19 protein-coding genes and 6 tRNA genes are annotated in these 24,480 nt (G+C 69.9%); 4 read left to right on the forward strand and 21 right to left on the reverse strand.

Annotation, left to right across the window (positions count from 1 at the left end; translation table 11 throughout):
- The first annotated feature begins 272 nt into the window (after window positions 1-272).
- Complete coding sequence (locus tag I596_RS09895; protein ID WP_067647155.1) at window positions 273-926, forward strand: response regulator transcription factor; 654 nt, start codon at window positions 273-275, stop codon at window positions 924-926.
- 133 nt (window positions 927-1,059) lie between these two features.
- On the opposite strand, the gene I596_RS09900 is transcribed toward I596_RS09895, so the two are convergent.
- Window positions 1,060-2,436, reverse strand: coding sequence for an ATP-binding protein (locus I596_RS09900; protein ID WP_150132098.1), 1,377 nt, complete (start codon window positions 2,434-2,436; stop codon window positions 1,060-1,062).
- A gap of 135 nt (window positions 2,437-2,571) precedes the next feature.
- Between I596_RS09900 and I596_RS09905 the strand changes: the two genes are divergently transcribed.
- The gene (locus I596_RS09905; RefSeq protein ID WP_223303807.1) at window positions 2,572-5,055 is read left to right on the forward strand and encodes a TonB-dependent receptor; all 2,484 of its coding nucleotides are present in this window, start codon (window positions 2,572-2,574) and stop codon (window positions 5,053-5,055) included.
- Between the two features lie 55 nt (window positions 5,056-5,110).
- Here I596_RS09905 and dnaQ read toward each other — a convergent pair whose 3' ends face one another.
- From dnaQ to I596_RS09920, 3 genes are read right to left on the reverse strand one after another with little or no spacing between them, the layout of a single operon-like run.
- Window positions 5,111-5,815 carry a DNA polymerase III subunit epsilon gene (gene dnaQ / locus I596_RS09910; RefSeq protein WP_067647161.1) on the reverse strand — a complete coding sequence of 235 codons (705 nt, stop codon included), beginning with the start codon at window positions 5,813-5,815 and terminating at the stop codon, window positions 5,111-5,113.
- Window positions 5,812-6,264 carry a ribonuclease HI gene (gene rnhA, locus I596_RS09915; protein ID WP_067651724.1) on the reverse strand — a complete coding sequence of 151 codons (453 nt, stop codon included), beginning with the start codon at window positions 6,262-6,264 and terminating at the stop codon, window positions 5,812-5,814. The genes dnaQ and rnhA overlap by 4 nt, the downstream gene beginning before the upstream one ends.
- A 14-nt stretch (window positions 6,265-6,278) precedes the next feature.
- Entirely contained in the window at window positions 6,279-6,965 is a 687-nt protein-coding gene (locus tag I596_RS09920) for a methyltransferase domain-containing protein (protein ID WP_067647164.1), read from the reverse strand.
- Window positions 6,966-7,103: 138 nt separating this feature from the next.
- Here I596_RS09920 and gloB point away from each other — a divergent pair, with 138 nt between their 5' ends.
- Window positions 7,104-7,871: a hydroxyacylglutathione hydrolase gene (gene gloB / locus I596_RS09925; protein ID WP_067651727.1), complete on the forward strand. Its 768-nt coding sequence runs from the start codon at window positions 7,104-7,106 to the stop codon at window positions 7,869-7,871.
- Window positions 7,868-9,202, forward strand: a complete 1,335-nt coding sequence (locus I596_RS09930; protein WP_150132099.1) for a transglycosylase SLT domain-containing protein — start codon at window positions 7,868-7,870, stop codon at window positions 9,200-9,202. The genes gloB and I596_RS09930 overlap by 4 nt, the downstream gene beginning before the upstream one ends.
- A gap of 184 nt (window positions 9,203-9,386) precedes the next feature.
- Here the strand turns inward: I596_RS09930 and I596_RS09935 are convergent, their stop codons facing one another.
- From I596_RS09935 to I596_RS10015, 17 genes are all read right to left on the reverse strand, one after another.
- Window positions 9,387-11,303 (reverse strand): SurA N-terminal domain-containing protein, encoded by a 1,917-nt coding sequence (locus I596_RS09935; RefSeq protein WP_067647170.1) that lies wholly within the window; start codon window positions 11,301-11,303, stop codon window positions 9,387-9,389.
- A gap of 152 nt (window positions 11,304-11,455) precedes the next feature.
- A tRNA-Val gene (locus I596_RS09940) sits at window positions 11,456-11,530 on the reverse strand.
- Window positions 11,531-11,542: 12 nt separating this feature from the next.
- Window positions 11,543-11,815: an HU family DNA-binding protein gene (locus I596_RS09945; protein WP_067647173.1), complete on the reverse strand. Its 273-nt coding sequence runs from the start codon at window positions 11,813-11,815 to the stop codon at window positions 11,543-11,545.
- 477 nt (window positions 11,816-12,292) lie between these two features.
- Window positions 12,293-14,797 carry an endopeptidase La gene (gene lon, locus I596_RS09950; protein ID WP_067647175.1) on the reverse strand — a complete coding sequence of 835 codons (2,505 nt, stop codon included), beginning with the start codon at window positions 14,795-14,797 and terminating at the stop codon, window positions 12,293-12,295.
- A gap of 117 nt (window positions 14,798-14,914) precedes the next feature.
- Window positions 14,915-16,192: an ATP-dependent Clp protease ATP-binding subunit ClpX gene (clpX, locus tag I596_RS09955; protein WP_067647178.1), complete on the reverse strand. Its 1,278-nt coding sequence runs from the start codon at window positions 16,190-16,192 to the stop codon at window positions 14,915-14,917.
- A 111-nt stretch (window positions 16,193-16,303) separates the two neighbouring features.
- On the reverse strand, window positions 16,304-16,936 hold the full coding sequence (gene clpP / locus I596_RS09960; protein ID WP_067647181.1) for an ATP-dependent Clp endopeptidase proteolytic subunit ClpP: 633 nt from the start codon (window positions 16,934-16,936) through the stop codon (window positions 16,304-16,306).
- Between the two features lie 25 nt (window positions 16,937-16,961).
- A complete protein-coding gene (tig, locus tag I596_RS09965) occupies window positions 16,962-18,239 on the reverse strand; it encodes a trigger factor (protein ID WP_067647184.1) in 1,278 nt (425 codons plus the stop codon).
- 167 nt (window positions 18,240-18,406) lie between these two features.
- Window positions 18,407-18,491, reverse strand: a tRNA-Leu gene (locus I596_RS09970).
- Between the two features lie 30 nt (window positions 18,492-18,521).
- Window positions 18,522-18,597, reverse strand: a tRNA-Lys gene (locus I596_RS09975).
- A 71-nt stretch (window positions 18,598-18,668) separates the two neighbouring features.
- Window positions 18,669-18,745, reverse strand: a tRNA-His gene (locus tag I596_RS09980).
- Between the two features lie 90 nt (window positions 18,746-18,835).
- Window positions 18,836-18,912: transfer RNA gene (locus tag I596_RS09985), tRNA-Arg, on the reverse strand.
- 20 nt (window positions 18,913-18,932) lie between these two features.
- A tRNA-Pro gene (locus tag I596_RS09990) sits at window positions 18,933-19,009 on the reverse strand.
- A 175-nt stretch (window positions 19,010-19,184) separates the two neighbouring features.
- Complete coding sequence (locus I596_RS09995; protein WP_067647187.1) at window positions 19,185-20,627, reverse strand: FAD/NAD(P)-binding protein; 1,443 nt, start codon at window positions 20,625-20,627, stop codon at window positions 19,185-19,187.
- Between the two features lie 199 nt (window positions 20,628-20,826).
- Window positions 20,827-21,639 (reverse strand): isoprenoid biosynthesis enzyme family protein, encoded by an 813-nt coding sequence (locus I596_RS10000; protein ID WP_067647190.1) that lies wholly within the window; start codon window positions 21,637-21,639, stop codon window positions 20,827-20,829.
- Entirely contained in the window at window positions 21,636-22,307 is a 672-nt protein-coding gene (gene gph, locus I596_RS10005; RefSeq protein ID WP_067647193.1) for a phosphoglycolate phosphatase, read from the reverse strand. Before gph ends, I596_RS10000 begins: the two co-directional genes overlap by 4 nt.
- Window positions 22,304-23,008, reverse strand: coding sequence for a bifunctional 2-polyprenyl-6-hydroxyphenol methylase/3-demethylubiquinol 3-O-methyltransferase UbiG (gene ubiG, locus I596_RS10010; protein WP_067647196.1), 705 nt, complete (start codon window positions 23,006-23,008; stop codon window positions 22,304-22,306). The genes gph and ubiG overlap by 4 nt, the downstream gene beginning before the upstream one ends.
- Before the next feature lie 80 nt (window positions 23,009-23,088).
- On the reverse strand, window positions 23,089-24,408 hold the full coding sequence (locus I596_RS10015) for a TRZ/ATZ family hydrolase (protein ID WP_067647199.1): 1,320 nt from the start codon (window positions 24,406-24,408) through the stop codon (window positions 23,089-23,091).
- Window positions 24,409-24,480 lie beyond the last annotated feature (72 nt).

A 24,480-nucleotide genomic window follows, 5' to 3' on the forward strand; every position in this document is an offset into this window, starting at 1 on the left:
TCCACGCCCGGCACGCTGCTCCACCGCCTGACCGCCCCAGCGAGAAGCCGCTTCGATGCGCCCTAGCGAGACCCCGATGTAATGCGCCCCCGCGAACGGCCGGACTCCAGCCCGCGGGATTTCCCGACAACGACTGGATCCACCGCTCGCAGTATCCGGGAATTTTTCCCGACGCAACGCAGCAGCCTGCACGCCGCGACATCACGGCCGGTTGTGGCCCGCAGCGGCCGTTCGGACAATCACCTCCCTTTTTCCATTCCATGGGAGCGTGCATGTCCGCCTTGAGAATCGCCATCGCCGACGACCATGCGGTCGTGCGCACCGGCTACCGCCGCCTGCTGGAACTGGAGGACGGCTTCGAAGTGGTCGCCGAGTTCGGCGACGGCGACAGCGCCTGCGAATGGCTGACCACGCACGCGGCCGACATCCTGATCCTGGACCTGTCGATGCCCGGCCGGGCCGGCATGGAGACCCTGCAGCGCCTGCGCGCGCGCGCGCCGCACCTGCAGGTCCTGGTCTTCACGATGCACGAGAGCCCCGCGCTGGCCGCCCAGGCCATGCGCCTGGGCGCGCGCGGCTACCTGACCAAGAGCAGCCCGCCCGAATCGCTGGTCACCGCCGTGCGCGACATCGCCGCCGGCCAGCGCAGCCTGCCCGATGCACTGGAAGAGGAAATCCGGCAGAAGGCCCGGCGCGTACCGTTGCCGCATCTGACGCTGAGCGCGCGCGAGCTGGACATCTTCCTGCTGCTGGCGCGCGGGCTGAGCGTCGAGGAGGTCGCAAACCAGGCCCGCATGAGCTTCAAGACCGCGGCCAACTACCAGACCTCGATCCGCAAGAAGACCGGGCTGGGCAGTTCCCTCGACATGCATCGCTACGCGGTGTCCCATGGCCTGCTGCCCGACAGCGCCGGTGCGCCGATCTGACGCGCCGACGCCGTACACGCCGGCATGCGCGGGATACCGTCGCGTGCCGGCGACGACGCCCGCCGCTCTCGCAGGCGATGGAACCGCTCCTTTTCGATCGACGCCGCTGCCGGCCGACGCGAACCGGCCGCCTTCAGTCCGTGCGCCGGCCGCTCCTCGGAAACCGCGCCGACAGCCGCGCGCCCGGCCGCTGCGGATCGGCCGTGCGCGGCTGGATCTCGATCTCGCCGTGGTGCGCCCAGACACGCTCGCTGATGCCTGCCAGGCCGTTGCCGCGGTGGATCGCGCGATCGAGCGCGTCGATGCCGACGCCGTCGTCCTCCACCTGCCAGCGCAGGCGCCCTTCCCGGTCGAGTCCCAGCGTCACCTCGATGCGCCGCGCGCCCGAGTAGCGCATCGCGTTGGTCAGTGCCTCCTGCGTCATGCGATAGATCGTCAATGCCAGCTCGTCGCCGAGCGGCTCGACCCGCGCATCGTAGGCCAGCGACAGCACCGCATCCTGGCCGGGACGATCGCGCCAGCCCTGCAGCAGGCTCTCGAGCAGACCGTGCAGCGGCACCGGACCGTCACCGTCGCGTCCGCCCTGCGGGCGCAGGCGATCGAGCAGGTCGCTGACACCCTCGTGCAGGCGGCCGCAGGACGCGGCGAGACCGCCGACCACGTCCTGCACGTCCGGCGTACCGTCGGCGCGGCGCTGCAGCCAGGCGATGTCGGCACGCATCGCGGTCAGCACCTGGCCGAGCTCGTCGTGCAGCTCGCGCGCGATGTAGGTGCGCTCCTCTTCCTGCACGCCGAGCAGCTTGAGGCTGAGCGTGCGCCGGGCTTCCTGCGCCTGCGCGAGCGCGCCGGCCATGTGGTTGAGCGCCTGGCCGACGGCGTCGAGCTCGCGCATCGGCAATGGCGGCACGCGCCAGGCGTAGTCGGCATCGCGGTAGTGCCCGATCGCGGTGTGGATCGGCTGCAACGGGGCCAGCGCACGGCGCAGCGCCCAGAACACCGCCATCAGGGTCAGCACTCCGTAGCCGAGCAAGGTGCCGAGCAGGCCCAGCGTGTCGTCCAGCGCCTCCTCCTGCTCGCTGGCCGGGTTCAGCATGAAGGTGGCGACGAACCGCACGCCTTCGTCGCGCCGGATCACCCAGGTCGCCGCATTGGCCTGGGCCGATTCGGGCGGCAGCAGCGCCACGAACGCCCGCTCGAGCCAGGACGGCGCCGCGGGCGGCGGCGGCCCGATCAGCTCGCGCCCGGTCGCATCGGCCAGGCGCAGCTGCAGATGCCGCATCCGGTCCGAGCCGACGATCTCGCGCAGCGCCGCCACATGCGCATCCAGGCCTTCCGGCGGCTCGTCCTGCAATGCGCTCAGGTGCTCGAACGCACGGGCGACATCGGCGGCACCGCGCTCTTCCAGCTCGACGTCGAACTGGGCCCGCCACAGCGCGAACAGCAGCGCCGCGAAAAAGATCGCCGCAGACACCGCGGCGATCCGTCCCATTAGAAAGCGCGACATGTCCATCGACGTCTCCGCACGCCAGCAACGCAGGAAGTTTTCCCGAAGCACCCGATCAGACGAACCGCAAGACCCGAACCACAACGACAACGGATCGCAGCGTACGCGCTGACTACCGACCTACCGAGGGGAGAAGAGACCATGCTTGCACGTTCCGTCAAGTCCAACCCATGCCACGCCGCGCGCTCCGGCCCGATGCAGCAGGCCGGCATCCGCACGCACGCAGCGCCACCCGGCGGCCGGCCGGCACCGGCACGCCACGGGCCCGGCCCGCGTTCGGCGCTGGCGCTGGCGCTCGCCACGGCCCTGCTGCCCTTCGCCCCGCTCCACGCGCAGGCACCAGCCGGCGAGGAGCCGCTGCCGCGCCTGCCGACGGTCGAGGCGATCACGCCGAGCCCGCTGCCCGGCACGACCATCGACCGCGACACGCTGCCGTATGCCTCGCAAGCCGCCGACGCCGAGACGATCCGCGCGTCCGGCGCCGACAACCTGATCCGCTTCATGACCCAGCGCCTGACCGGCGTGAACATCAACGAGGTACAGGGCAGTCCGTTCCAGGGCGACCTGACCTTCCACGGCTACCGGGCCTCGGCCACGCTCGGCGCGGCGCAGGGCATCTCGGTGTACCTGGACGGCATCCGCGTCAACGAGCCGTTCGGCGACATCATCAGCTGGGACATGATGCCGGAGGCGGCGATCCGTTCGCTGACCGTGGTGCCCGGCTCCGATGCGCTGTTCGGTCCGAACACGCTCGGCGGCGCGCTGGCGTTCACGACGCAATCAGGCCTGACGGCGCCGGGCTTCACCGCCGATCTTTCGTTCGGCAGCGATTCGCGCAAGCGTGCCGATCTCGCCTGGGGCTGGAACAACGCCGACGGCTGGCATGCATTCGCCGCGGTGACCGGCTTCGACGAGGACGGCTGGCGCGACCAGTCCAAGGGCCATCTGGGCACCGTGTTCGCGAAGTTCGGCCGCAGCACCGCGACCACCGAATGGGACGTCTCGATCCTCGGCGGCCGCAGCAAGCTGATCGGCAACGGCCTGCTGCCGAGCTGGCGCTACGAGGACGGCGAGCGCGAGGGCGGGCTCTACCAGGACGACCGCCGCTCGATCTACACGGCGCCGGACCAGACCGAGAACCGGCAGACCCAGATCGCCTCGCACGTCGGCCACTGGTTCAACGACGACACCCTGGTCTCTGCGCTCGCCTATGTCCGCAACGGCAAGCGCGACACCGTCAACGGCGACATCAACGGCGAGTACGAGGAGTACGTCGAGGAATGCGAGGACGGCTTCGACGCTGACGGCAATCCGCTCGACGACGACTGCGAGTACACGCGCGAGGAAGGCGCGGCGCTGCACAACGGCGTCTTCAACGGCACCCACCTGGATCAGGACGCCTACGGCGCCGCGCTCAATCTCGATCGCCAGTTCGGCCGGCACCGCGTCGTCGTCGGCGCGACCTGGGACCACAGCAAGGTCGACTACAAGCAGTACGAGCAGCTCGGCTGGCTCGACGAGGACACGCGCGTGATCTACGGCGATCCGGCCGAGGAACGCGAGTTCTTCTCGGGCGTGCGCGGCAACGCGACCGCCTACAGCGTGTTCGCCAGCGATCACTGGCAGGTCGGCGAGCGCACCTTCGTGACCGGCTCGCTGCGCTGGAACCGCAGCCGCGTCGCCAACACGCTCAGCACCGCCGAGGACGGCGAGCGTCCGCGCGAGCGCTTCACCTATACCAAGGCCAACCCGTTCCTCGGCATCACGCACGGCTTCGGCGACTGGACCGCCTACGCCAGCGTCTCGCAGAGCAACCGCGCGCCGACCGTGATGGAGCTGGGCTGCGCCGACCCGGAGGAGCCGTGCCGGCTGCCGACCGGGCTGCAGGGCGATCCGTACCTGGCGCAGGTGGTCTCGCGCTCGGGCGAGGTGGGCCTGCGCTGGTCGCCCGGCGAGCACACCTACGTGTCGGCCTCGGCCTATCGCACCACCAATCGCGACGACATCCTGTTCCTGCGCGCGCCCAATACGCAGCAGGGCTACTTCGCGAACTTCGACCGCACGCGCCACCAGGGTGTGGACCTGACCGTGCACCAGGACCTGGGCCTGGTCGAATGGCATCTGGGCTACAGCTGGCTCGAGGCGACCTACGAGGCGCACGGCGAGCTGCTGTCGGGCGAGCGTACGGTCCGCATCGAGCCGGGCATGCGCCTGGCCGGCCTGCCCAAGCACACCTTCAAGCTCGGCGCCGACTGGAAGCCGACGCCGCGGTTGACGTTCGGTGCCGACCTGATCACCCAGTCGGACCTGATCGCCAGCGGCAACGAGGACGGCGGCATGACCGAGGAAGTCGAAGGCTCGCGTTCGCGCGACTGGAAGACCGGCGGTTTCACGATCGTCAACCTGCACGGCCGCTGGCGCACCAGTGACCGGCTGGAGTTCACCGCCGGCATCGACAACGTGTTCGACCGCCGCTACGAGACCTTCGGCATGATCGGCGAGGACGTGCTGCCGAACGGCGAGCTGCTGCGCCCGCACGTGGATCCGGAGGATTCGGCCGAGGCGCTGTTCGTCGCCCCGGGCGCGCCGCGCCGCTACCGGATCGGCCTGCGACTGCGCTTCTGACGCGTCCCGTTCGCCGCCGGCCTTCCCGTGGAGGCCGGCGGCGCGGCAATGGCGTTCAATCCCAGCCGAGCTGCGTCCACAGGCTCGGCGCCTTACCGGCCTTCTCGATCGCCGCCAGCCGCGCCGCGTGGCTGGCGGCCTCGTCCGGATCGGCACGCTGCACGCGCAGCGGAATCACGACCAGGGTGCGCTCGCGCCGCGCGACACCGGCAGGCGATGCCTCGCTCGCGAAGCCGAGATCGCCCTGCCCCGCCGTCATCGCCAGGTAGACGTCGGCCAGCAGCTGCGCGTCGAGCAAGGCGCCGTGCAGCTCGCGGTGGCTGTTGTCGACGCCCAACCGCTTGCAGAGCGCATCCAGGCCGTTGCGCTGGCCGGGCCACATCTCGCGCGCCAGCTGCAGCGTGTCGATCACCTGCACGCGCTGCTGGATCGTTCCGCCGATGCCGGCCAGTGCCAGCTCGGCGTTGATGAAGCCGACGTCGAAGCTGGCGTTGTGGGCGATCACCTCGGCGCCGTCGACGAACGCGATGAACTCCCCGGCGATTTCATGGAAGCGCGGCTTGTCGAGCAGGAACTCGTCCTCGATGCCGGTCACCGCCTTGGCGCCCTCGTCGATCGCGCGATCCGGATTCAGGTAGCGGTGGAAGCTGCGACCGGTCGGCCGGCGCTCGGCCAGCTCGATGCAGCCGATCTCGATCAGCCGGTGGCCCTTGTTGACCTCCAGACCGGTGGTCTCGGTATCCAGGACGATCTGTCTCATGCGCTTTCCCGGCCGTCGCGGATCGCCAGCGCGGCCGCTCGCGCCAGCTGGTCGACACGCTCGTTCTCGACATGGCCGGCGTGCCCGCGCACCCACTGCCAGCGCAGCCGGTGCGGCTGGCAGGCCGCGGCCAGCCGTTCCCACAGGTCGCGGTTCTTGACCGGCTTGCCGTCGCTGGTCTTCCAGCCACGTGCCTGCCAGCGCGGCAGCCATTCCTCGATGCCGCGCTGCACGTACTGCGAATCGGTATACAGCGTGACCCGGCAGGGCCGCGTCAGCGCCTCCAGTCCGCGAATCGCCGCCATCAGCTCCATGCGGTTGTTGGTGGTGGCCGCCTCGCCTCCCGAAAGCTCGCGCTCGGTCGCGCCACGGCGCAGCAGCGCGCCCCAGCCGCCGGGCCCGGGATTGCCCAGACAGGCGCCGTCGGTGAAGACCTCCACCTCGCTCAACGCGCCTTCCGTACTCATGCGCAGGCGCGGCGGCTCGGTACGGCCGCCAGGCGGGCCGGAACCGCCGGCCGGACGTTGCGCCGGGCCAGCAGCGTCAGGTTCGCGCGCCGCTTGCGCGCGGCCAGCACCCAGGCGGCCCGGAACACGTCGACCGCCGAAGCGGCGCGATCACCGGCGGCGGCACTGCGCGGCCAGAACCGGCCCACGTGGTAGGAATCCTCGATCGCCAGGCCGCTGCGGTCCAGCAGGCGGCGCAAGGCACCGGCCGGCAGCAGCGGCAGCGAGGCGCCGCTGCGCAGACGGCACCACGACCGCCACGATCCCAGCGCGTTGAGACCCGACCAGAGCACGACGCCGCCGGGGCGCAGCACGCGTCCGATCTCGTCGACGAAGGCCTCGATCGGCTCCAGGACATCGGCCGCATGCTGCACCTGCACCAGGTCGAAGCTGTCCTCGGGCCACGGCAGGTGGTCCGGCTCGCAGCTGCTGTCGCCCTGCAGGCGGCCGTCCTCGACATGCAGGCGCGTCACCTGCCACGCCGGCAGATCCAGCGGCAGCGCGCGTGCGCTGACGTGCGGATAGACGATCAGCGCGCGACAGCTCGGCTGGCGCCGCGCATAGACCGGCAGCAGGGCCAGCTCGTCGCGTGCCAGCGCGGCCAGCTCGGGCCGCGCGAAGATGCTGGCGTTGCGGTGCGTCATCGTCGAGACGGGCGACCTGGGAATCGGAAAGGCGTGAGTGTAGCGAATGCGTCCGCGGCTGGGTCATCACCGTCGCTAACTTCGCCTTAACTTTGCCGGGCAAATCGATCCTTTATAGTCCGGCGGCTCATGAATGCACTGCGCCTGCTGGCCGTTCCGGCCTTCGTCGACAACTACATCTGGTTGCTGGCCGACCGGGACGGCAACGCGCTCGCCGTCGATCCCGGCGACGCCGCGCCGGTGCGCGCCGCACTGCGCCGCGAGCACCTGCGATTGCGGGCGATCCTGCTCACCCATCACCACGCCGACCACACCGGCGGCGTCGCCGACCTGCTCGGCGACGGCACGGTCCCGGTCTACGCGCCGGACGACGAGCGCATCGCGGCGGACCATCGCGTCGGTGACGGCGCGGTCGTCACGCTATCGGCGCCGGCCGCCCGCTTCGAGGTCCTGGCCGTTCCCGGGCATACGCGCAGCCACGTCGCCTACGTCGGCGAGGGCTTCCTGTTCTGCGGCGACACGCTGTTCAGCCTCGGCTGCGGCCGGCTGTTCGAAGGCAGTGCCGAACAGATGCTCGCCTCGCTGGATCGCCTGGCCGCGCTCCCCGACACCACCCAGGTGTGCTGCGGACACGAATACACGCTGGCCAATGGTGCGTTCGCGCGCACGATCGAGCCCGGCAACGCGGACCTGGCAGCGCGGCTGGACCAGGCGCGCCGGCTGCGCGGCGGCGGGCACCCGACGCTGCCGATTGATCTCGCCAGCGAGAAGCGCTGCAACCCGTTCCTGCGCGTGGATGCCCCTGCGGTCGCGTCCGCGCTCGACGGCGACGCCCGCGGTTCGCGCACGGCCCGCTTCGCCACGCTGCGCGCACGCAAGGACGGCTTCAGGGCGATGGATACGTGAGGGCCGCGCATTGCCTCACGGCCGTGCTTGCGCTCAGCCTCGGTGCCTGCGCGACCGTTCCGCGGCACGCGCCCGCGCCGCAGCCGCCGGTCCCGCCGCCGGCGACGGACGCACCGGCGCCCACCGCCACGACGACCCCGCGCCCGGCCGCGCATCCGCCACCCGCCGAGGAGCAGGCCTCGCCGTGGCAGCGGATCCGTGACGGCCTCGCGATGCACGGCTGCAACCATGGCCCGGAGACGCTGCACTGGGCGCATCGCTACACCGCCTCGCCGGGCCGCTTCGCCGATTCCTGGAAACAGGCGATGCCGTTCGTGCTGCTGGTGCTCGACGAGGTCGAGAAGCGGAAGCTGCCGACCGAGTTCGTGTTCCTGCCGTACGTGGAAAGCCACTACCGGCCCGTCGCCGGCCGTGGCGACGGGCCGGCCGGCATGTGGCAGCTGACGGCCGCGACCGCGCGCGGTCGCGGCGTGCGCGTCGCCGCCGACTACGACGGCCGCCTCGACGCCATCGACTCGACGCGCGCCAGCCTGGACCTGATCGCGCTGTACGAAGAGAAGTTCGGCGACTGGCGGCTGGCCAACATGGCCTTCAACGCCGGCGAGTTCCGCGTCGCCAAGCTGCTCGATGCGCCGGGCGAGCGCCGCCTGTCGCGCACCGAGCTGGCCAATCTCGCGTTGAGCCGCACGACCCACGAACACCTGGACAAGCTGATGGCGCTGGCCTGCGTCATCGACGATCCGACACGCTTCGGTGTCCAGCTGCCGACGCCGGGTCCCGACGACCGCCTGGCGCCGGTGGCGCTGTCGCGCACGATCGACCTGCGCGTCGCCTCGAAGCTGGCTGCGATCGAACCCACCGCATTCGGCCGGTTCAATGCCGGCCATCGGCGATCACACATCGGCGCGGAAGCGCCGCTGCGCCTGCTGCTGCCGGCGCAGAACGCCGAGCGCTTCCGGCAGGCGGCCGACCAGTTGCCGGCCGGGCTGTGGGCGGACTGGCGCGAGCTGCGTACCCGCCACGCGACCGACGTGGCCAGCCTCGCCGACGCCGCCGGTGCGCCGGTGGCGGTCGTCGCACTGGCCAATGGCGTCGACGACGATGCGCGCATCGCCGACGGCGCGCGCGTGCTGTTGCCGGGCCGCGAGACCGCCGACCGTCCCGAAACGGCGGCCGCCGCCGGACAGACCCATCTGGTGCGCAGCGGCGACACGCTCGGCGCGATCGCCCGCCGCTACGGCGTCAAGCTCGCCCAGTTGCTGCGCTGGAACGCGATCGGCGCCGGCGCCGTGCTGCGCCCCGGCGACCGCATCCTGATCGGCCCGCCGTAGCCGCCACGCGCCGGAGCCGCGGCCGGCGGCCAACCCCATGTCCCCTCGGTGTGGCCGGACAACCGAGCGCCGCATTCGCGCATTCGCGACGGCAGCGTGCCGTCTCGATCACGCCGCAGTCCGAGGTAGCCAAACGCGAAAGGCCGCCCGAAGGCGGCCTTTCGTGTCGGATGACCGGCGGGCGTCAGTTGAGGTTCTTTTCGTTGACGACCGGCTTGACCTCCCGGCGCAGCGCCGCGACGAAGTCGCGCGCGGCCAGGTAGCCGGTGCCCTGCTGCAAGGTGGTGCGCGCGGCATCGCGCGTAGGAGCGTCGAGCGTCGACGGATCGCCGTCGACGACCTGCTCGAGCTGGACCAGCGCATAGGCGTCGCCGCCGAGCGCGACAGACCGGAACGCCGGCTTGCCCTCGGTCACGCGCGGCATTGCGAACACTGCCTGCACCAGCGCCGCGTCGAGGTTGACCGCATTGCGGCCGATGCCCTTCTGCTCGCTGACCTCGGTGCCCAGCTCCTTGGCCAGGTCGGCCAGGGATTCGCCCTTCTCGAGCCGCGCGAACAGCGCGTCGGCGCGGCTCTTGGCCGCGCCGGCCAGCCGCTCGGCGACGATGCGCTCCTTGATCTGGCCGGTGACCTCGGCCAGCGGCTTGGCTTCGGCGGGCTTGCGCTCGGCCACGCGGACGAAGGCGATGTGGTTGGGGCCCAGGTCGATGGCTTCGGAGTTGTTGCCCTCGATCATCACCGCGTCGGAAAACGCCGCCTTGACGACCGCCGGATTGGCCGCGAGGCCTTCGGCGCCGCCGGCACGCGAGAACAGGCCGGTCCTGGCCACCTCCACCCCGGCATCCTCGGCCGCGGCCTGCAGCGAGGACGGGTCCTGGTAGACCAGGTCCACCAGCCGGCCGGACTTCTCGTTGTAGACGCGCTCGCGCTCGGTCTCGACGTATTCGGCCGCCAGCTCGGTACTCACGTCCTCGAAGCTGCGGATCGCGCCCGGCCGCGTCTCGCGCAGCTCGATGATGTGGTAGCCGTCGGCGCCGAGCACCGGCTCGGACACCGTCTTGGGCTCGAGCGCGAACAGCGCGGTCTCGAACGCCGGATCGGTCATGCCCTTCTCGAGCCAGCCCAGGTCACCGCCCTGGTTGCGCGAGCCCAGGTCCTCCGACTCCGCCTTGGCCAGGTCGGCGAAGGACTTGCCCTCGCGGACCTGCTTGACGAGGCCTTCGGCCTTCGTCAGTGCCTGCTTCTGGTCGTCCGGGCTGCCGCTGCCGCCGACCTTGACCAGGATGTGCGACGCCAGGCGCTGTTCCTCGGTCGTGAAGCGCGACTTCTCCTTCTCGTAGCGCTCGCGCAGCGTGGATTCGCTCGGGTCGAGGTCGACCTTGAGCTTGGCGGCGTCGAGTTCGATGTACTCCACCGCCACCTGCTCGGGATTCATGAAATCGGCCTGGTTGGCCTCGTAGTAGGTCTTGACCTCTTCGTCGGTGACCGGCTCGCTGCCGGCGTCGGCCGGCTTGTCGATCCGCACGAAACCGAAGTCGCGCTTCTGCTCGCGCAGGCGCAGATAGGCGTCGACCTCGGCGCCGGTCACGAAGCTGGTCGTGTACAGCTGCATCGGCACTTCGCGCGTGGCCATGCCGGTGCGGATGTCCTGCTCGAGCGCCCGCGAGCTGAGGCCTTGCATGCTGAGCACGGCGCGGTACTGGTCCTGGTTGAAGACCCCGTCGACCTGGAACGCCGGAATGGCCGCGATCTCCTCGGCCACGCGCTGGTCGGGCACGCGCACGCCGAGCTTCTCGTTGGCGGCGATAATCGTGTGCTCGTCGATCATCGTGTCGAGCACCTGGCGGCGCACGATCGGCGAGTCGAGCACGCGGCTGTCGAAGCCCTCGCCCTGCTGCCGCATCATGTTCTGGCGATAGTCGTTGAAGCGGTCGCGGAACTGGTCCTGGCTGATCTCCTGATCGCCGATCCGCGCGACGCTGGTATCGCTCTGGCTCACGAAATACGACTCGATCCCGAAGAACGAGAAGCCGATCAGTATCAGGCCGAGGACGGCGATGCCGATCCAGCTCTTCAACGCGGTGCGCAGTTTCGACAGCATGGGATAGTCCGTTTCGTTACTTCGTCTTTGGAAAAAGCAAGGGCGCCTCGCGGGCGCCCTGCTGGACGGTGGCGGCGAAGTCGGGTGTCGAGCAACCCGCTTCGAGTCCGGCGAGACCTTATTCTAACCGCCCTTGCCGCCGCTTCGCTGGATGGTGGGTGCTGAGGGGATCGAACCCCCGACCCTCGCCTTGTAAGGGCGACGCTCTACCGCTGAGCTAAGCACCCGGCAAGCGTCTCTCAGTTCAACGCGTCCTTGAGCGCCTTGCCGGCCTTGAACGAGGGTACCTTCGACGCCTTGATCTTGATCGTGTCGCCGGTACGCGGATTGCGGCCGCTGCGCGCTGCGCGCTTGCGCACCTGGAACGTACCGAAGCCGACGAGAGATACGCTGTCGCCTGCCTTCAGCGCCTTCTTGACGACCTTGAAAACCGCTTCGACCGCGCGCTCGCCATCCGCCTTGGACAGACCGGCAGCGTCAGCTACTGCGGAAACGAATTCACCTTTGTTCATTGAGATGTCACTCCCTCGTGGAACAGCGGCCCGAACGCATAGGATTGGGAAGCGAATCACGCGCATCGCCGGAGGCGGGCATCTTCAGCACGCATGGAACGCTGACCCGCGAACGCGGACCGTCAGGGACCGGGCCGTTCGCGGCGGCCCCTTTATACCAGTGCCCCCGAAGCCAAGCAATAAAAGGCTTTCCGGACTTTTTCGCATGTGAAGAATGGGGTCGTCGCTTGACAACGGACGCCGCGAATGGGTGCCGGAACCACGATCCGCCACGCGGGGCAAGCGGCCCGGACACGCGGCCGACGACACGGACGGCCGTCGCTTCGACGCGTTCGCGATCGCTGCGGAACCGGCGCGCCCGCGAAGCCGCGGACCGAATCCGCGACAGGCCGGGCGATGCGCAATGTCCCCTACAGGGAAGCGGCGGTTCGCATGCGCCATGCCGAGCACGACGCATGCGGAACCTCGACGCTCAGCTCAGTGCGGGCGGGTCGGCGCCTCGCCCGGCGGACCGCCGTGCGCGGGCTCCTGCTTGGCTTCGCCTTCGCCGGCGCGCACGACCGGGGACAGCGGCCGCTCCAGCGCGATGTCGAGCACCTCGTCGATCCAGCGCACCGGCCGGATCTCGACCGAGTCGGTGACGTTCTTCGGGATGTCGACCAGGTCCTTGCGGTTCTCTTCCGGGATGATCACCGTCGCGATGCCGCCGCGATGGGCCGCCAGCAGCTTCTCCTTGAGCCCGCCGATCGGCAGCACGCGTCCGCGCAAGGTGATCTCGCCGGTCATCGCCACGTCCGAGCGCACCGGTACGCGCGTCAGCGCGGAGACCAGCGCCGTGCACATCGCGATGCCGGCGCTCGGCCCGTCCTTCGGCGTGGCGCCCTCGGGCACGTGGATGTGGATGTCGAGCTTCTGGTGGAACTCCGGATCGATGCCGAAGCGCTCGGCGCGCGCGCGCACCACCGAGAGAGCCGCCTGGATCGACTCCTGCATGACGTCGCCGAGCTGGCCGGTGTGGATCAGCTTGCCCTTGCCCGAGACGATGGTGGCCTCGATGCTGAGCAGGTCGCCGCCGACCTCGGTCCAGGCCAGGCCGGTGACGAGCCCGACCTCGTTCTGCTGCTCGGCCCGTCCGTAGCTGAACTTGCGCACGCCCAGGTAGTCGTCGAGGTTGCGCGCGGTGACGCTGGCCTTGCCGCCGGCCCGCTTCGCCTTCGCCTTCTCGGCCTTGTCCTTGTCGGCCTTGCCCTTGCCCTTCGCGGCCGGCTTGGGCTTGGCCGCGAGGCTGAGCTCCTTGACGACCTTGCGCGCGATCTTGGAGATCTCGCGATCGAGGTTGCGCACGCCCGACTCGCGCGTGTAGTAGCGGATGATGTCGCGGATCGCCGACTCGGCGATCTGTAGCTCCTCGGCCTGGAGGCCGTTGGCCTTGAGCTGCTTGGGCACCAGGTAGCGCCGCGCGATGTTGATCTTCTCTTCCTCGGTGTAGCCGGGAATCCGGATCACTTCCATGCGATCCAGCAGCGGGCCGGGAATGTTGAGCGAATTGGCGGTCGCGATCCACATGACCTCGGACAGGTCGAAATCGACCTCCAGGTAGTGGTCGTTGAAGGCGTGGTTCTGCTCCGGATCGAGCACTTCCAGCAGCGCCGCCGAAGGATCGCCGCGGAAGTCCATCGACATCTTGTCGATCTCGTCGAGGACGAACAGCGGATTGCGCGTGCCCACCTTGGAGAGGTTCTGGATGATGCGGCCGGGCATCGAGCCGATGTAGGTCCGGCGATGGCCGCGGATCTCCGCTTCGTCACGCACGCCGCCCAGCGACATGCGCACGAACTTGCGGTTGGTCGCCTTGGCGATCGACTGGCCGAGCGAGGTCTTGCCCACGCCCGGCGGGCCGACCAGGCACAGGATCGGTCCCTTCATCTTGTTGACGCGCTGCTGGACGGCCAGGTACTCCAGGATCCGCTCCTTGACCTTCTCGAGCCCGAAATGGTCGGCGTCGAGCACGTCCTGGGCCAGGTGCAGGTCCTTGCGCACCTTGCTGCGCTTCTTCCAGGGCGAGTTGACCATCCAGTCGATGTAGTTGCGCACGACGGTGGCCTCGGCCGACATCGGCGACATCTGCTTGAGCTTGTTGAACTCCGCGCGCGCCTTGGCCTCGATCGCCTTGGGCATGCCGGCCTGACTGATGCGCTTGCCGAGCTCGTCGAGCTCGTTCGGCGCCTCGTCCATATCGCCCAGTTCCTTCTGGATCGCCTTCATCTGCTCGTTGAGGTAGTACTCGCGCTGGCTCTTCTCCATCTGCGACTTGACGCGGCCGCGGATGCGCTTCTCGATCTGCTGCAGGTCGATCTCGCCGTCCACCAGCGCGACCAGCGTCTCGAGCCGCTCGACCACGTCGGGCATTTCCAGCACGCGCTGCTTGTCCTCCAGCCGCACGGACAGGTGCGCCGCGATCGTGTCGGCCAGGCGCGAGGGGTTGTCGATGCCCGACAGCGTCGCCAGCAGCTCCGGCGGAATCTTGCGCGACAGCTTGACCAGCTGTTCGAACTGCGCCACCAGCGAGCGCGAGATCACCTCGGTCTCGCGTTCGCTGCGGCTATAGGTCGGCTCGATCACGCGGGCATGCCCGTAGGTCAGCCCGTTGTTCTCGCTGTAGCCTTCGATCTGGGCGCGGTCGGTGCCCTCGACCAGGACCTTGATCGTCCCGTCCGGCAGCTTCAGCAGCTGCAGCACCGTGGCGATCGTGCCCACGGCGTGGAGGTCCTCGGCCTGGGGATCGTCGGTGTCGGGGCTGCGCTGGGCGACCAGCAGGATCTGCTTGCCGCTCTCCATGGCCGCGTCGAGCGCGCGCACCGATTTCTCCCGGCCGACGAACAGCGGGATGACCATGTGCGGGAAGACCACCACGTCGCGCAGCGGCAGTGCCGGAAGCTCGAGCACGGCGGGAGAGGCGGGAGAACTGCCGGACTTGTCCATCTTCGATCCTGAGCGGGAATTCGTCGTCGTCGAAACGACAACGGCAGCGTGAACTCACGCTGCCGTTGGGTCAAGTGAGGGCACGGTGGCGTTTTGCAACACCGTGCCCGGAGCGGGTCATTCAGCGGCGGCGCGCGTCTGCATGTTCCCGCGATAGATCAGGTACGGCTCGGCCTGGCCGTTGATGACGGCCTCGTCGACGACCACCTTGCTGACGTGCTCGAGCGACGGCAGGTCGAACATCGTGTCCAGCAGCACCTGCTCGATGATCGTCCGCAGGCCGCGCGCACCGGTCTTGCGCTTGAGTGCCTTGCGCGCCACCGCGGTCAGCGCCTCGGGCCGGAACTCCAGCTCGGCGCCCTCCATCTCGAACATCCGCTTGAACTGCTTGGTGATCGCGTTCTTCGGCTCGGTCAGGATCTGCACCAGCGCCTTCTCGTCGAGCTCCTCCAGCGTGGCCACGATCGGCAGGCGGCCGACGAACTCGGGGATCAGGCCGAACCGGATCAGGTCTTCCGGCTGGACCTCGCTGAGCAGCTTGCCGGTGTCGAGCTGGCGGTTCTTGCTGCGCACCTCGGCATTGAAGCCGATGCTGGTGGTCTCCGAGCGCTGCTGGATGATGCGATCCAGCCCCGCGAACGCACCACCGCAGATGAACAGCACGTTCTTGGTGTCCACCTGCAGGAACTCCTGCTGCGGATGCTTGCGCCCGCCCTGCGGCGGTACCGACGCCACCGTGCCCTCGATCAGCTTCAGCAGCGCCTGCTGCACGCCTTCGCCGGAAACGTCGCGCGTAATCGACGGGTTCTCGCTCTTGCGCGAGATCTTGTCGATCTCGTCGATGTAGACGATGCCCGCCTGCGCCTTCTCGACGTCGTAGTCGCACTTCTGCAGCAGCTTCTGGATGATGTTCTCGACATCCTCGCCGACGTAGCCCGCTTCGGTCAGCGTGGTCGCGTCGGCGATCGTGAACGGCACGTTCAGCAGCCGCGCCAGCGTCTCGGCCAGCAGCGTCTTGCCCGAACCGGTCGGCCCGACCAGCAGGATGTTCGACTTGGCCAGCTCGACCTCGTCGTTGCGGGTGCGCGACTCCATCCGCTTGTAGTGGTTGTAGACGGCGACGGCGAGCACCTTCTTCGCGCGCGACTGCCCGATCACGTACTGGTCCAGTACGTCGAGGATTTCCTTCGGCTTGGGCAGGTGGCTGCGGGTGCTGGCCGCCTTCTCTTCGAGCTCCTCGCGGATGATGTCGTTGCACAGCTCGACGCATTCGTCGCAGATGAACACCGACGGACCCGCGATCAGCTTGCGGACTTCGTGCTGACTCTTGCCGCAGAACGAACAGTAGAGAATCTTGCCGCTGTCACCCGATCGGCTTTGCCGGTCGTCTGTCATGTTCCGCCTCTGCAAGGTGGGTGCTGCCGACCCGAGAATAACACAGCAAAAGCGCCCCGCTCAGCCAGGCTGAACGGGAGCGCGGTCGACGAAAATCGACGGCCGGGAGCTTCAGCCCGGCGCTGCCTCGACCGGCCGTTTCTGCAGCACGGCGTCGATCAGGCCGTAGGACTTGGCGTCCTCGGCGTTGAAGAACAGGTCGCGCTCGACGTCGCGCTCGATCCGCTCCAGCGACTGCCCGGTATTGGCCGCCAGCTCCTCGTTGAGGCGCTTGCGCAGGTACAGGATCTCGCGCGCCTGGATCTCGATGTCGGTGGCCTGTCCCTGGGCGCCGCCGTGCGGCTGGTGGATCATCACGCGCGAGTTCGGCAGCGCGAAGCGCTTGCCCTTCGCACCGGCCGCCAGCAGGAACGCGCCCATGCTCGCGGCCTGGCCGATCACCATCGTGCTGACGTCGGGCTTCAGGAAGCGCATCGTGTCGTAGATGGCCAGGCCCGCGGTGACCGAGCCGCCGGGGCTGTTGATGTAGAGGTTGATGTCCTTGTCCGGATTCTCCGACTCCAGGAACAGGAGCTGCGCGACGACGACGTTGGCGACGTAGTCGTCCACCGGACCGACCAGGAAGATCAACCGCTCCTTCAGCAGGCGCGAATAGATATCGTAGGCCCGTTCGCCGCGGGAGGTCTGCTCGACCACCATCGGCACCAGGTTCAAGCCCTGTACGGGCGCGTGCTGCGACGACATATGCAACCTCCGGTGGCGTCCCGGCTCAGGCACCGGGACGCATGACTTCGTTGAAGCTCAGTGCCTGCTCGCTGACCTTGGCACGGTCGGCGATCCACTCGACGACCTGATCTTCGAGGACGCGGCTGTGCAGGCCGTTCATCAACTGGGGGTCGCGGTTGTAGAGTTCAACGACCTGCTGCGGCTCCTCGTAGGTCGAGGCGATCGTCGCCAGCGCCTCGCGGACCCGCTGCGGCTCGACGCTGATCTGGTTCTGGCGGGCCACCTCGGCCAGCAGCAGGCCGGCCGACACCCGGCGCTTGGCCGCCGGCAGGAACGCCTCGGCCGACTGGTCGTCCGGCACCCGCGCCTGGCGGGCCAGGATGCGCGCCTCGCCCTCGACCATCGACTGCGGCAGTTCCAGGTCGGCATGGGCGGCGATCAGCTTGTCGATCGTCGCGGCCTTCAGGCGGTTCATCAGCACGCCGCCGAGCTCACGCTGCAGGTTGGCGCGCACGTCCTCGCGGAAGCGCTCCAGGCCGCCCTCGCGCACGCCGAAGGCCGCGATGAACGCCTCGTCGATCTCCGGCACCTGCGGCGCCTGCAGGCGCACGACGTGCGCCTTCACCTTGGCCGTCTTGCCGGCCAGGGCGCTCTCGCGGAACTCGGCCGGGAACGTCACCTCGACCTCGAAGTCGCCACCGACCGTCTGTCCGACCAGCGCCGATTCCAGCGCCGCCGGCAGGGCGTTCGAGCCGATGATCGTGCCGATGCGATCCGAACCGCTTTCCGGATGACGGAACCCTTCGCCTTCGGCGGAGAACTCGAACAGCGCCATGTCGCCGGTCTCGGCCGCGCGCTCGACCGGCGCCCAGGTGCGGCGCTGCTGGCGCAGCGTCTCGATCATCTCGTCGATGTCCGTGTCGGTCACCTCGGCCGTCGTGCGCGCGATCTCCAGCGCACTGACGTCGATCGGGCCGATGTCCGGCACCACCTCGAACTCCGCGGTGTACTCGATCTGGCCGTTGTCCGGCCGGCCGGTGGTCGAGATCGCCGGCTGCACGGCCGGACGCAGGTTCTCCTTGGCGACCGCTTCCTGGAAGCTCGATCCGATCAGGTCGGAAAGGACCTCGTTGCGGAGCTGGGCGCCGAAACGCTGCTCGATCACCTTCTGCGGCACCTTGCCCGGTCGGAAGCCCTTGAGGCGCGCCGAACGCGTCATCTCCTGGATGCGATCCCGGACGGTGTCTTCCAGGCGGTCGGCGGGCAGCCGGACGACCAGCTTGCGGCCCAGCTTGCCTACGTTCTCAACCGAAACTTGCATGTGTGCTCCTTAACGCAAACGCTTGTTCTGACTGCAGAAATGCGCGGCCGCAGCGACCGCCCGTGCGGACGAGCCCCCTCGGCTCGCGACACGGCAAGCGAACGATACATCGGAAGGAGGGCAACGCGAGGAGGCTGCGTGATCGCAGGAGCCTGCCCGACACCGGCTGGTGCGAAAGGAGAGACTCGAACTCTCACGGGTTACCCCACTGGAACCTAAATCCAGCGCGTCTACCAGTTCCGCCACATTCGCATGTTGCCTGGGTGAAACCCGGGGGCTGTTTGGTGGGTCGTGTAGGATTCGAACCTACGACCTATTGATTAAGAGTCAACTGCTCTACCAACTGAGCTAACGACCCAAACAGACCGGAAAGTTTAGCAGACTGTGACGCGGGGAAAAACCCGGAATACGAAGGTCTCTCCGAAAATTTGGGGTGAGCGAGGGGATTCGAACCCCCGACAACCGGAATCACAATCCGGTACTCTAACCAGCTGAGCTACGCCCACCAGCGAAACGTTGTCAAGCACGGATCCATCCGCTGCCGCTCCGTTCGAACCACACCCTCTTCCTCGCATCGCCGCCGATCGCCGAGGAGCTGGCGCGCCCGACAGGAATCGAACCTGCAACCCTCGGCTTAGAAGGCCGATGCTCTATCCGCTTGAGCTACGGGCGCAGCATGCGACCTTCCGGGAATGGTCGGGGTAGAGGGATTCGAACCCCCGACATCCTGCTCCCAAAGCAGGCGCGCTACCAGACTGCGCTATACCCCGCCGGTTCCAGCCTTGCAGCCATTGGACAGGCGCCGCGAAGCCGCGAAATGGTACGGATGCGGCCTCGCCGCGTCAATGACTGGCGCAGCATGCGAAGCGAACGCCCGGCGCCGCTCACCTGACACGCCACGCGACACGCATCGCCGCGGCATGCGACCGGCGGCGCACGCGTTCTTCAGTGGATGAACGCATCCCTGCCGCCGAAGCCCTTCGTCGCCAAGGCCAGACCGGGATCGCGCCGGCCGCCGCGCGAGCCCAGCTCGCGCACCAGGTCGTCGGCGATCACGCGCGCCAGCGCGCGGATCTCCGGCAGGCCGCTGCATTCCCACAGCGCGCCACGCAGCAGTGTCCCGATGCCGCGCAGCGTCGGCGCGGCGGTGCCGTCCGCTCCGCGCAGCCGCCCCTCGGCGTCCGCGCACAGGCCCAGGCCCAGGCGGTCCGCGCGCACCACGCCGGCACCGATCATCTGCCGGATCAGCCGGTGCTGCGTATCGTCGGCCAGCGTCGCCAGGCCGGTCGCCTGGATCACCAGATCGGCCGCCAGCGACCGCTGGATCTCGCTGCCGCGTGGCCGGATCCGCACGTCCAGCGGTCCGTCGCCGCCGATCGCCAGCACGCGTCCGGCCACGATCTTCAGCCGCCCCTGGCTGCGCAGCCGGGCGATCGCCGTCGCGGTCTGCGGCGGCATCCGGTGGCGCACCAGCTCCCACAGCCAGCGCAGGTGCCGGATGAAGCGCGAGCGCTCCGCCAGGTCCAGCTGGTGCCACAGTCCCGGGGTCGCACCGCGCAGGCCATCGACGACGGCGCGCCAGTCGACATCGTCGTCCTCCAGCGTCGCGCGTACCGCGCGCATCCAGGCGCGTATCGCCGGCCGTGCCCGCATCGTCTCGAGTAGCTCGTCCTGGTGCAGGTACGGTTCACCGGGCTGGCTGGCGTGGGTCCTCGGCAGTTGGCCGTGCCGCGAGACCGCCGTCAGCTGCGCATGCGGCCAGAGCGTCGCCGCGCTGAGCAGGACATCGACGGCGGTCAAGCCGGAACCGACGACCACGACCCGCTCCGGCGCCTGCGCCAGGGTCGGCCACTGCCAGGGATCGGTGACGTAGGCGCCGCTTTCCAGCGCAGCCGGCGTCACCGTCGAAAGCGGGGCCGGCGGCAGTGCGCCGACCGCGAGCACCACCGCATCGGCGCGCAGCTCCTCGCCGTCCTCCACGGTGACCCGGAAACCGAACCGGTCGTCGCCGTGCACGGCGATCGCTTCGCGCGACTGCAGGTTGAGGCGCCCGGGGCGGCCCGACTCGGCCACCAGCCGCGCCAGCGAGGATTCGACGAAGTCGCCGAACCACGAGCGCGGAACGAAGTCCGGACCCTTCACCGGCAGGCCGCGCGACGCGGCGTACTTGAGGAACGCCCCGATGTCGTCGGCGAACAGTCCCATGCCGGCCGCCCGCACGTTCAGCAGGTGATGGTCGGCACTCGTCGAGTAGGCGATGCCGCGGCCCGGCGCGCGCTGCCCGACCAGCCAGACGATATCGGCATCCGCCGAGCGCCCCGGCCGCAGCAGTTCACCGACGACCGCCGAACCGGCCGCTCCGCCTCCGATGACGACGATGCGTTGCATGTGTTGACCCCCGGAAAGAAAACCGATGCACCCGCCCCGCCCTCCCAAGGGCGGCCGATGGACGTTCGCGGCGCGGAGGCCGATGGACGTCGAGACGGCCCAATGGCACCACGAGCGGCGTTAGCGTTTTGCTAAACGCAGGCGCCGGCGCGCATGAAGATCGGCCATATGCAGATGCCGGCGGCTTTCTACGCCCGCTTCAGCCGCGCCGGCGCGCGCTGCGCCAGAGCTTCCAGGCCGTGCCCGGCGTGACACGTGCCGAATCGGCACGCAGTGCCGCAGCGGGATCGGTGGCCCGCGCGGCGCGGCGCGCACGCGCGGTGTCGGCCGCGAGTACCGCCACGCGGGCCAGCGACAGGCCGTCGAGCGGCACCGCCTTCATGCGGCCGACGAGCTGCCGCAGCAGGTCGCGCAGCGCCGCGGCGCGGGCCGGCGAGGGTTCGGACAGCTGGCCCCGCTGCAGCTGATGGCGCGCCAGCAAATCCAGCGGCAGCGGCAGGTGGCCGCGCTGCAGCGTTCCGGCCAGGTCGGCCGCCTGGCGCAGCGCGCGCGAGAGGCTGGCCGCCTCGCCGGCGGCCGGCGCCGCCACGCCGGGGAACAGGGCGGCCTCGACGTCGGCCAGCGGCGCGTAGAGCACCTGGTAGCCCTCCAGCAAGGCCGCGACCGAGGCCGCCGGCTGCGCCTCGCGGACGGCGACCGCGCCGGCGATGACCGCATCCCAGGCGGCCGCCGGTTCGCCGGCCTGCGGGACCAGGGCCGCGGTCAGCGGATGCCGCGGCTTGCCGGCCTGGGCGCGCACCAGTTCCTCGGCCCACCAGTGCAGCTTGGCGCCGGCGACATGGTCTTCGACGATGCGGAACGCCGCGTCCTCCAGCTCGAAGCCGATCAGCGCGAAGCTGCGCTCGCGCGCCTTGCCCGGCTCGGGCAGGAATCGCAGCGCCAGCGCCAGCTCCGGGTGGACCCCGGTCCACTTGGCCTCGAAGCTGCCGAGCGCTTCTTCCGGCGCCGTCATCCGCCGGTACGGCCGAGCAGCGCCGAAAGGCCCGACGGCGCGGCGATCACCAGATCCGCCTGCCAGGTCGCCGGGTCGCCGCCGTCCAGATACCCCCAGGCCGCGGCAACGGTGGGCGTGCCGGCCGCACGGCCGGCCTCGATGTCGCGGCGATCGTCGCCGACGAACCAGGTACGGGCCGGCTCGGCGGCGGCGAGGCCGCAGGCGTGCAGCACCGGCAGCGGGTCGGGCTTCTTCGCTGCCAGGCAATCGCCGCTGACCAGGGCCGCGCAGCGTCCGGCCCAGCCGAGCCGCTCGACCAGGGGCCGCGCCAGCCAGCCGGGCTTGTTGGTGACGATGCCCCAGGCGATGCCCTCGGCCTCGAGCCGGTCGAGGAAGTCGGCGATGCCGGCATACGGACGCGTCGCCTCGGCGATGCGCTCGGCATAGATCGCCAGGAAGCGCGGCAGGTGCCGCTCGACCGTCGCCTCGTCCGGCTGCGGCAGGCCGCGCCGCAGCATCGCCCGGCCGCCCGCCGAGACCACGGTCCGCACGGCCTCGGCGTCCGGGGGCGGCGCTCCGATCTCGGCGCACAGCGCCTGCAGCGCGCCGACCAGGTCCGGCGCCGAATCGACCAGCGTGCCGTCCAGGTCGAACAGGACCGCCTGCGGCGGCATCGGCAGCGTCATGCCGGCTTCACCGCGCAGCCGATGTAGTTGACCGCCACGCCATCCACCAGGCGCGCCTGCCGCGAGAACGGGTTGTAGGCGATGCCGGCCAGGTGCTCCAGCTCGAGTCCGGCGCTGCGCAGGTGCCCGGCCATCTCGCTCGGCCGGATGAACTGCGCATAGTGGTGCGTGCCGCGCGGCAGCAGCCGCAGCAGGTGCTCGGCACCGAGGATCGCGGTGGCGAACGCCGCCGGCGTCCGGTTCAGCGTCGAGACGAACAGCCGTCCACCGGGCCGGAGCAGCCGCGCGCAGGCCTCGACGACGCTGCGCGGGTCGGGCACGTGCTCGAGCATCTCCATGCAGGTCACGACGTCGAAGGCACCCGGCGACCGGGCAGCCAGGTCCTCGACGCTGGACGCGCGATAGTCCACCTGCAATCCGCTTTCGAGCAGGTGCAGGCGCGCCACCTCGAGCACCGCCGGCGCCAGGTCGATCGCCGTCACGGCGGCACCGGCGCGGGCCAGCGCCTCGCTGAGGAGGCCGCCGCCGCACCCGACATCCAGCGCCCGGGCGCCGGCCAGCGGCACGCGCGCGGCCACGTAGGCGGTCCGCACCGGGTTGAGGTCGTGCAAGGGACGCGACTCGCCGTCCGGGTCCCACCAGCGGCCGGCCAGGCGCTCGAACTTGGCGACCTCGGCCGGATCGACATTGACTGCGTTCATGGGGCGATTCTATCGATGTGGCAGGACATGCGCGCGCACGACCGGCGCCGGCTGCGCGAACACCGGCCCGCTGCGCGGCCTCACACGGCCGCGATGCGGTCGCGCCAGCGCTGCGCCTTGGCGATGATCTCGCCGGTGTCCATGTCGACCAGCTCGCGGCGCCGCAGCTTGCGGCGCCCGGCGATCCAGACGTCGCTGACCTGGTGGCGGCCAGCCGCGTAGACCAGTTGCGAGACCACGTTGTAGACCGGCTGCATCTCGACCTCGTCGAAGCGGACCGCGACCAGGTCGGCCTGCTTGCCGCGCTCGATCGACCCGATCTGCTCGGCCCAGCCGAGCGCGCCGGCACCGCCGAGGGTCGCCGCGCGCAAGGCGGCGGCGGCGTCGAAGGCGGTCGCGTCGTCGGCGACCGCCTTGGCCAGCAGGGCCGCGCTGCGCATCTCGCCGAACATGTCCAGGTCGTTGTTGCTGGCGCAGCCGTCGGTGCCGATCACGACGTTGATGCCGGCCCGCCGCATCGCCTCGGCCGGCGAGAAGCCGCTGGCGAGCTTGAGGTTGGACTCGGCGCAGTGCACGACGCTGACGCCCGCCGCGGCGCAGTCGGCGATCTCCTGCTCGGTGAGCTGGGTCATGTGGACCGCGATCAGGCGCTCGTTGACCAGGCCCAGCGCCTTGACGCGCGCGAACGGCCGCACGCCGTGCTCGCGCTTGCCGTCGGCCACTTCCTGCGCGGTCTCGTGCAGGTGCAGGTGGACCGGGATGTCGAGCTGGTCGGACAGCACGCGGATCCGCTCGAAGCTGGCGTCGGAGACCGTGTACGGCGCGTGCGGCGCGAACGCGGTCCCGACCAGGGGCAGCGCGCGGATCGCGTCGTGCGCGGCCAGCGCCTTGTCGAAGTACTCGTCGCGGGTCCGCGCCCAGGCACTCGGGAACTCGATGACCGGCAGGCCGACCAGGGCGCGGAAGCCGTAGCGCGCGTAGGTCGCCGCCTGCACGTCGGGGAAGAAGTAGTTCTCGTTGCAGCAGGTGGTCCCGCCGCGCAGCATCTCGGCGATCGCCAGTTCCACGCCGTCGCGCACGAACTCCGGGCCGATCACGCGGGCCTCGGCCGGCCAGATGTGCTCCTGCAGCCAGCGCATCAGCGGCAGGTCGTCGGCCAGCCCGCGCATCAGCGTCATCGGGTTGTGCGTGTGTGCGTTGACCAAGCCCGGAATCAGCGCATGGTCGGGCAGCTCCACGCGCTCGGCCGGCGCCCAGGCGGCACGGGCGGCCGCGATCGGCAGGATATCGACGATGCGGCCACCGCGGATCGCCACGGCGTGCGCGTCCAGGACGACGCCGGCCGGTTCCACCGGCACGACCCAGCGGGCCTCGATCAGGACATCACAGGGCTCTGACATGACGGAAGGCCATCGGAGGTGGGGGGAACACCGCTGCGAGCCGCCGACGGCTGGCGGCTGACGGCTCGCCCG

The organism is Dokdonella koreensis DS-123 (assembly GCF_001632775.1).
In the GTDB taxonomy this organism is placed as follows: Bacteria; Pseudomonadota; Gammaproteobacteria; order Xanthomonadales; family Rhodanobacteraceae; genus Dokdonella; species Dokdonella koreensis.

Excerpts from the sequence above, each read along its gene's own strand:
- I596_RS09895 (WP_067647155.1), top strand. The coding sequence starts at position 273 with ATGTCCGCCTTGAGAATCGCCATCGCCGACGACCATGCGGTCGTGCGC.
- I596_RS09900 (WP_150132098.1), bottom strand. The coding sequence starts at position 2,436 with ATGGACATGTCGCGCTTTCTAATGGGACGGATCGCCGCGGTGTCTGCG.
- I596_RS09905 (WP_223303807.1), top strand. The coding sequence starts at position 2,572 with ATGCTTGCACGTTCCGTCAAGTCCAACCCATGCCACGCCGCGCGCTCC.
- dnaQ (WP_067647161.1), bottom strand. The coding sequence starts at position 5,815 with ATGAGACAGATCGTCCTGGATACCGAGACCACCGGTCTGGAGGTCAAC.
- I596_RS09920 (WP_067647164.1), bottom strand. The coding sequence starts at position 6,965 with ATGACGCACCGCAACGCCAGCATCTTCGCGCGGCCCGAGCTGGCCGCG.
- I596_RS09935 (WP_067647170.1), bottom strand. The coding sequence starts at position 11,303 with ATGCTGTCGAAACTGCGCACCGCGTTGAAGAGCTGGATCGGCATCGCC.
- I596_RS09945 (WP_067647173.1), bottom strand. The coding sequence starts at position 11,815 with ATGAACAAAGGTGAATTCGTTTCCGCAGTAGCTGACGCTGCCGGTCTG.
- lon (WP_067647175.1), bottom strand. The coding sequence starts at position 14,797 with ATGGACAAGTCCGGCAGTTCTCCCGCCTCTCCCGCCGTGCTCGAGCTT.
- clpX (WP_067647178.1), bottom strand. The coding sequence starts at position 16,192 with ATGACAGACGACCGGCAAAGCCGATCGGGTGACAGCGGCAAGATTCTC.
- clpP (WP_067647181.1), bottom strand. The coding sequence starts at position 16,936 with ATGTCGTCGCAGCACGCGCCCGTACAGGGCTTGAACCTGGTGCCGATG.
- tig (WP_067647184.1), bottom strand. The coding sequence starts at position 18,239 with ATGCAAGTTTCGGTTGAGAACGTAGGCAAGCTGGGCCGCAAGCTGGTC.
- I596_RS09995 (WP_067647187.1), bottom strand. The coding sequence starts at position 20,627 with ATGCAACGCATCGTCGTCATCGGAGGCGGAGCGGCCGGTTCGGCGGTC.
- I596_RS10000 (WP_067647190.1), bottom strand. The coding sequence starts at position 21,639 with ATGACGGCGCCGGAAGAAGCGCTCGGCAGCTTCGAGGCCAAGTGGACC.
- gph (WP_067647193.1), bottom strand. The coding sequence starts at position 22,307 with ATGACGCTGCCGATGCCGCCGCAGGCGGTCCTGTTCGACCTGGACGGC.
- ubiG (WP_067647196.1), bottom strand. The coding sequence starts at position 23,008 with ATGAACGCAGTCAATGTCGATCCGGCCGAGGTCGCCAAGTTCGAGCGC.
- I596_RS10015 (WP_067647199.1), bottom strand. The coding sequence starts at position 24,408 with ATGTCAGAGCCCTGTGATGTCCTGATCGAGGCCCGCTGGGTCGTGCCG.